Here is a 6850-nt window from a genome sequence, read left to right on the forward strand (position 1 = left end):
AAATAAAGAAGACAAAACCGACCGTAAATTTATTCACCAGGGCATTGCCGAGCGCAACTTTGAGCGCAAATTCCAGCTGGGCGACCATGTAAAAGTGATTGGTGCTTCGCTTGAAAACGGCCTGTTATTGATTGACCTGGAACGCGAAGTACCGGAAGCGTTAAAGCCAAGAAAAATTGAAATTGGCACCGGTAGGCTTATAGAGGGTTAATACCTTAAGAGTAGTAATTACTCACTCCCTTTTCCTTGTATTACATTGTTGAATTCCCACCAGCGCCCGAAAGGGCGGCTTTTTTGCTTTGCATAAAAGGTTTATTAAATAGCCACGCCCAGTGCCTCAGCCACCCGGGTCGCATGTGGACCTAACCAGCCCAGCATAGGGGAAAAACGCTCAACCAGCTTTTCACTATGGCTGGCAAAGCCTTCAGCCTCTTTGGCTATTTTTGCCGCACGGGCCAGCGACTCCGCCACCTCAGCCTTATCGGGCTGCGCCTTTTCAACTTCCTCTTTCGCCTCCTCCAGCGCATTATTCAGTTTGCGTGGCTTCTGTGTACTAAGCTCGCCCAGCGCTGTGGTTAACTCACCCAGCGCTTGCTGAATATCCACCGCCTGAGGCTCCGGCATGGTGATTTTTGGAGGGGCATAAATCTTGTTATTATCACCTGTGGTTATCACCGCGCCATTGGCATTGCCACCTACCTGTATTGTCCTGTCAGTCATGGGATATTACTCCTGTTCTAATTCATTGAGTTTTTCGATATAAGTAATCAAGCTCAGTGCCTCGGCCACCCGGGTAGCATGTGGACCCAACCAGCCCAGCACAGGGGTAAAACGCTCGACCAATATTTCATTATGATTGGCAAAGTTCTCAGCCTCTTTAGCTATTTTAGCCGCACGGGCCAGCGACTCTGCCGCCTCGGTCTTATCGGGATGCGCCATTTCAATTTCCTCTTTTGCCTCTTCCAGCGCATTATTCAATTTGCGCGGCTGCAATGTACGAAGCTCACCCAGCGCCATGCTTAACTCACTCATCGCCTGCTGAATATCCACCGCCTGAGGCTCAGGCAACACCCCCACTTTAGGTACAAGCATCTTATTACGAGCCATTGAAAGCGCTACACTAACGGTATGATCACCCACCTGTATTGCCTTGTCTGTCATGGGGTATTATTCCTGTTCTAATTCATTGAGCTTTTCGATAATCGGTGCTATCAGTTCACTAACCGGTTCCGTGTCTGCGGTCTCACAATAACTGAGGTAGTTGCCCAAAACCCCTCTCATCCACGTCTGATAAGCGTCAGGCCATTTTATAAAGTAGGGAGACAATAACTGCACGGCCTCAAGCGAGCTGACTAAAGCAGCCTCACACTGACCCAGCTCGCTCTGTCGATTAGCAAGATTATTCAGTGATGTGGCTAACTCGGACAAAAAGGTATCAGGGCAGGCATGAGCCAGCCTCCTCCTTAGTTCAACGGATTCATGCGCGGTGTTCAGGGCATCTTTACGCTGGCCCAGCTCACTTTGCAGGTTAGCAAGATTATTCAATGATGTGGCCAGGTTAGGTAAAAAGGCATCAGGGCGAGTCTGAACCAATGCTCTGTAGTGCTCAACGGCTCTCAGTACAGATTTATGAGCGGCTTCACACTGGCCCAACTCACTTTGTCGGTTAGCAAGATTATTTAGTGAGCCGGCCAAATTGGGTAAAAAGGCTTCGGGCCGGGCCTGAGCGAGTTTTTCCGATAGCTCAACAGCTTCCCATGCAGTGTTCAGGGCATCCTCGAGCTGGCCCAGCTCGCTTTGCAGGTTAGCAAGGTTATTCAGTGACGTGGCCAGGCCAGATAAAAAGGCATCGGGATGGGCTTGCGCAAGCACTCTGTAGTATTCTACAGCTTCCTGTATTGTGGTTAGGGCGGCTTCGCTCTGACCCAGCTCGCTTTGCTGGTTAGAAAGACTATTCAACGAACTAGCCAGACCTGGCAAAAAGGCATTGGAACGAGCTTGCGCAAGCACTCTGTAGTATTCAACAGCTTCCCATGCAGTGGTCAAGGCTGCTTCGCGTTGTCCCATTTCACTTTGCTGGTTAGAAAGACTATTCAACGAACTAGCCAGACCTGGCAAAAAGGCATTAGGACGAGCTTGCTCAAGTAATCTGTAGTATTCAACAGCTTCCCATGCAGTGGTCAAGGCTGCTTCGCGTTGTCCCAATTCACTTTGTTGGTTAGCAAGGCTGTTCAATGAACGAGCCAGACCTGGTAAGAGGATATCGGGCCGAATCTGAGCCCGTGCTCTGTGGTGCTCAACGGCTTCTTGCACTGAGGTCAGAGCGGCTTTGTTCAGGCCCAGCTCGCTTTGCAAATTAGCAAGTTCATGCAGTGAGTCAGCCAGACCTGGCAAAAAGGCATCGGGGTGGGCTTGTACGAGCACTCTGTAATGCACAATGACTTCTTGCATGGTGGTCAGGGCGGCTTCGTGCTGATCCAGCTTGCATTGTTGCTTAGCAAGGTTTTTCATTGATGTAGCCAGGCTAGGCAAAAAAGCTTTGGGACGGGCTTGTGCAAGCACTCTGTAGTATTCAACAACTTCCAATACAGAAGCCAGAGCGGCTTTGTGCTGGCCCTGTGAGCTTTGCAGGTTAGCAAGACTATTCAATGAGCCGGTCAGACTAGGCAAAAAGGCATCGGGCCTTGCCTGAGCCAGTACTCTGTAGTGTTCAACAGATTCCAGCGCAGTAGTCAGGCCAGCTTCTCCCAGGCCCAACTCGCTTTGATACCTCGCGAGATTATTCAGTGACATAGCCAAGTCGGGCAAAAGAGCATCGGAACAAGCTTGCACGAGCACTCTGCAATGTTCAACAGCTTCGAGCCCGGTGTTCAGGGCGGCTTCGCGCTCACCCTGTACACTTTGAAAAGCCGCCAGATTATTCAATGACTTGGCTAGGTCGGGTAAAAAAGCATCGGGCCGCACCTGACACAGTACTCTGTAATGTTCAACGGCTTCAACCCCCGTGGTCAGAGCGGCTTCACCCTGGCCCTGCGCATTTTGAAAGCTCGCAAGATTACACAGTGACGAGGCCAGGTCAGGCAAAAAAGCTCCAGGATGGGCCTGCGCGAGTGCTCTTCGTAGTTCAACGGCTTCCATCCCAGTGATCAGAGCAGCTTCGTACTGGCCTAGCGCATTTTGACGAATAGCAAGACTATTCAGTGATCTAGCCAAACGAACCAAATCAGCTTCATTGGTCTGCTGCTCAGTCTGAGTTTGTTCTTGCTGGTATAGTATGGTAGCCAACTTGCACGCTAATTCGGCCAGCACAATAGAATTGTGCGGCATAGCATCCTCTAGTAAAACTATAAGTGGAAGATTATGCAGATTACCCTCAACCAACTGCTCTGCCCACTGTAACAATTTAGCCTGCTGAGCGCTTGGTTGGCTGACCGGAGAGGCAAAGTCCTGTAACAAGCGAACCAGTGCGGCGGCCGCCTGTTCCTGACCGTATTCAAGGGTACGAGCCAGGATGTCAGGCGCTTTTAAACTTCGCTCCCTGTCACTTTGCAGCAGCTGTATACACATGGCCTCAGCGATCAGGTCTGGCTGAGTGGTTGACAGTCTGACTGTTTCGTCTCCGTCTTCCGCTGGCGGAAACGCCTGCTGCAACGCCAGTAACTCTTTATCCAGGCTCGGAGTGTGCCAGCCCATGGCGATCAGCTCAGCGCTGAGTGTCTGGCGCATATCAGCAATACGGAGCCCGCCACACAGTAAATGAAAACATAGGCAATGGGCCAGCTTAGTGGCATCAGCCCCTTCCCCAAAACACTTGTAAAAGCGGTCGATTTCTCGCTGCGCCAGTTTTTCTGCCGCAGCCAGATAATGTAATGATAAGGCTGCGCGCGGCGACATGTCCCGGCTCAGGATACCCGCCATAACCAGCGCCAGTGGGTTTCCAAACTGCGTGTCAGCCAGGGCGGAATCGAAGTCGGGTTGTTCATTAGCCTCGGGGACTTTACTGACATTTGGATGCGGCACCAGCGCTTGCGCCGCATTCAGTGCAGCACACAATACTGATCTCCTGGCGGTGATATCACTCAGCCCGGTCAGCACATAGGGCTCGTACTGAGTAAACAAGTCGAGTCGCGCCTGGTCGCTGCCTAATGCTGAGCCTGTCAGTGTGTGCCACCAGCCAGCCTCTTTGCTCGCTTCGCGCTCCAGCAGCAAGATACGCACCCGAGTTCCATTTTCCGGCTCATCGAGCTGAGACAGCGCATCCAGCCATTGCGCCAGAGCCTGCGCATTGGCTCCGGCGTAATCAACCACCAGCAACAAAGAGTGAGACCAGTTTGCCTGAGCAAATTTAAAGGCATGCGCCAGTTCAGCCAGGTCGCTGCTACGTACAAAGCCTGCTGCCCAGCCCGAGTGCTGCTCTGCCTGCTCGCACAGCTCAATGGCCAGGCGCGTTTTACCACTCCCAGCGGGAGCCGTGATGGCAAAGACGGAAATATCCGTGTCTTCATTTAACCACTCATTGAGTAACGTAAGTTCACGCTCACGGCCCTGCAAGCTCAAAGCTTTGTTGTGCGCGCTGAGAATATCCAGCACATTAGCTGGAACTTGCCGGCTCCGGCGACGCCGTATAGAGGTATGATGACGCACTAGCGGAATACGGAATTCCACCGCGCCCCCCACCTGATTATGATCGCCTGTAATAATAATGCTCTGATTGGCACTGCCCTGAACCGAAACGCTGCACTCAGCCATATCCATTCTCCCTGGTTAATGCTTATTTTTTATCCTAATTCAGCAGTACAGGTCAGGCAAGGAAGAAGTGTTATCCAGCTCTGTAAGCTCGTGTAACTGGCACACCACAGATTGTGTTCCATACTTGCTCTCGGAAACCACAATCCGGGAGGATAACTATGCTGGACTCAACCCCACAAACCACCAAGCAAGACACCACCTTTGTGCAAAGCTATGGCATACACACAGGCTTTATACCGCGCTCACAACTGGTCAAAAAACACTGGATGCTGGCAGGCGATGACTATGCCAAATTGCAGGGACACTGGCACGATAACGCGCTCACCGCCATTTACGGCAACTATTTTGTGGTGGATAAAATCAACGGCGTTGAGGTCAGCAATGCCCAGGCACAGGCGACCCTTGAGGAATTAAGCCGGGTCACTCTGGCGCAGCAATTTGGTCCTCAGTATAGTAATAACATCAGCTTTTTTGCCTCAGACCGCAGTGTCGGCTGGGAATACCCCGTGCTCACGCCCTCACAGGCCAAAGAAATCAACACTAGTCTGGATGTGATAGCCTACAACAAGGTGCTACGATATGCCTTCGCGTCAGCCTATGCGTATAGCCTGGAACCCGGTGGCTCATTTGCCTACCATGATGACCCTTTGTATCAAAAGTTAATGCTGAAAAACGGCAAGCTGGAGATTATTGATTCATTGCTTAATGTAGATGGCGTATATGCGTTCGCTGTCAAAGTGCCTGCCATTGCCTCTGAAAGCCTGGAAGAAGAGGTCATCATTGCCTACAAGGGCACCAATCCGTTTAACACCGGCGACCTGTACGAAGACTTTAAACTGTTTTTCGCCAACCTGGCCGAAACCGACATCGCCTGGCAACGTACCGCGTATGAGTTTTGTCAGCGCATTTTGGATCAGTATCCACCCAATCAGGGATCTGTTGCCCCCGGCTACCAGATACCCGAAACGACAAACAGCCATAATGTAGTGCTCACCGGTCATAGCCTCGGCGGCTATACCGCAGTCGACTCAGGCGTACGCACTGGCATTCAAACCCGGGTTTTGCCTCGCCCGGTACTAAGATCATCGACACTTATGCCCGCTATTTCGCCAACACCATGCGCCTGCGTAACGTGATCAACTTCCGCACTGACTATGATCCAATTTCCTCTTCGGCATTGCGCCACGATGAAAACGAAGTCGAATTCCCGGCTTTCCCGGATAAAAACCTCTTTGTGAATCATTCGCTTGAAAATATGATCAAAGAACGTCTGATCCCGCTCTACCACAACTGGCAAGATCCAACAGCCCGCCCAAGCCAACTATTTATCACCCCGGACGCCAGCATAGGCGCGGGCCTAAAATTCCGCACAAATGTTTGGGGGCCAAGCCAGGACCGGTGATTAATTATCACCGCAGCGTGGCTTGCGCGAGCCCTGGACGGGCGAGCCGGGCCTCCACTACAGGGACGTACTTTACTCCCAGCTTTAGCGATTAAGTATCACCTTTTGTCAGTGGACGCGAGCCCTGGATGGACGACGAAAGACCGACGATTAAGTATCGTCGTAGGCTCGGCGCCCCCGCTTGAGGAGATGAGCGCATGGACCTACATGGATGTAGGGAAGTAGAACAATGCAGGAGCACATTGTCGAGATGCGCGATGGACGCAACTACAGGGACGTACTTTACTCATAACCCCCTGGCCGACGATTAAGTATCGTCGCAGGCTCGGCGCCCCCGCTTGAAAATAATACCGGGTAGCCTCCATCATCTCGGCTTCACTTCCGTCATCACGGCCTTGAGCCGGGAACCACCGACAGCAAAACGGTGGCTGACCTGAGCAAAGATCCATGGCAAACAACAAAAAATAAAAACCATTAAATATCAAAAAGATAAAAACAACCTCACACTTTTTTCAAAAAACTTGCTTGAAAAGTATTTGCCCCGGCCATAGATAGATTTGTGAGGACGCCGGCAGGGTCCAAAACCAAAGTAAGACTTTGTTTTAAAAGTCTTTATTTAAGTAACGTTAGAGTTAAAAACCCGCTGTTTACTGGTTTATTGCAAAGAGTAAATAGCTTAATTATCGCTTTATGAGGATA

Annotated in this window: 6 protein-coding genes; 3 read left to right on the plus strand and 3 right to left on the minus strand. The window is 51.2% G+C overall.

Features of this window, described 5'->3' with window-relative positions; translation table 11 throughout:
* On the plus strand, positions 1-211 hold a 211-nt coding region (locus tag IY568_RS24105; RefSeq protein WP_194868933.1), incomplete at its 5' end, for an Hsp20 family protein.
* A gap of 104 nt (positions 212-315) precedes the next feature.
* On the opposite strand, the gene IY568_RS24110 is transcribed toward IY568_RS24105, so the two are convergent.
* Genes IY568_RS24110 through IY568_RS24120 form a run of 3 tightly spaced genes read right to left on the minus strand, consistent with a single transcriptional unit; the run spans position 316 to position 4749 of the window.
* A complete protein-coding gene (locus IY568_RS24110) occupies positions 316-720 on the minus strand; it encodes a hypothetical protein (protein ID WP_194868934.1) in 405 nt (134 codons plus the stop codon).
* Between the two features lie 6 nt (positions 721-726).
* Entirely contained in the window at positions 727-1161 is a 435-nt protein-coding gene (locus IY568_RS24115) for a hypothetical protein (RefSeq protein ID WP_194868935.1), read from the minus strand.
* A gap of 6 nt (positions 1162-1167) precedes the next feature.
* Positions 1168-4749: a tetratricopeptide repeat protein gene (locus IY568_RS24120; RefSeq protein ID WP_194868936.1), complete on the minus strand. Its 3582-nt coding sequence runs from the start codon at positions 4747-4749 to the stop codon at positions 1168-1170.
* A gap of 158 nt (positions 4750-4907) precedes the next feature.
* Here IY568_RS24120 and IY568_RS24125 point away from each other — a divergent pair, with 158 nt between their 5' ends.
* Together IY568_RS24125 and IY568_RS24130 are read left to right on the plus strand one after the other, a co-directional pair.
* A complete protein-coding gene (locus IY568_RS24125) occupies positions 4908-5885 on the plus strand; it encodes a hypothetical protein (protein WP_194868937.1) in 978 nt (325 codons plus the stop codon).
* Positions 5867-6151: a hypothetical protein gene (locus tag IY568_RS24130; protein ID WP_194868938.1), complete on the plus strand. Its 285-nt coding sequence runs from the start codon at positions 5867-5869 to the stop codon at positions 6149-6151. The genes IY568_RS24125 and IY568_RS24130 overlap by 19 nt, the downstream gene beginning before the upstream one ends.
* The last annotated feature ends 699 nt before the right edge of the window (positions 6152-6850 follow it).

Origin of the sequence: Pseudoalteromonas sp. PPB1 (assembly GCF_015356275.1) — a bacterium.
Classification (GTDB): domain Bacteria; phylum Pseudomonadota; class Gammaproteobacteria; order Enterobacterales; family Alteromonadaceae; genus Pseudoalteromonas; species Pseudoalteromonas rubra_D.

Bases quoted from the DNA above. Each gene is read 5' to 3' on its own strand.
- IY568_RS24110 (WP_194868934.1), bottom strand. From the start codon at position 720: ATGACTGACAGGACAATACAGGTAGGTGGCAATGCCAATGGCGCGGTG.
- IY568_RS24115 (WP_194868935.1), bottom strand. From the start codon at position 1,161: ATGACAGACAAGGCAATACAGGTGGGTGATCATACCGTTAGTGTAGCG.
- IY568_RS24120 (WP_194868936.1), bottom strand. From the start codon at position 4,749: ATGGCTGAGTGCAGCGTTTCGGTTCAGGGCAGTGCCAATCAGAGCATT.
- IY568_RS24125 (WP_194868937.1), top strand. From the start codon at position 4,908: ATGCTGGACTCAACCCCACAAACCACCAAGCAAGACACCACCTTTGTG.
- IY568_RS24130 (WP_194868938.1), top strand. From the start codon at position 5,867: ATGCGCCTGCGTAACGTGATCAACTTCCGCACTGACTATGATCCAATT.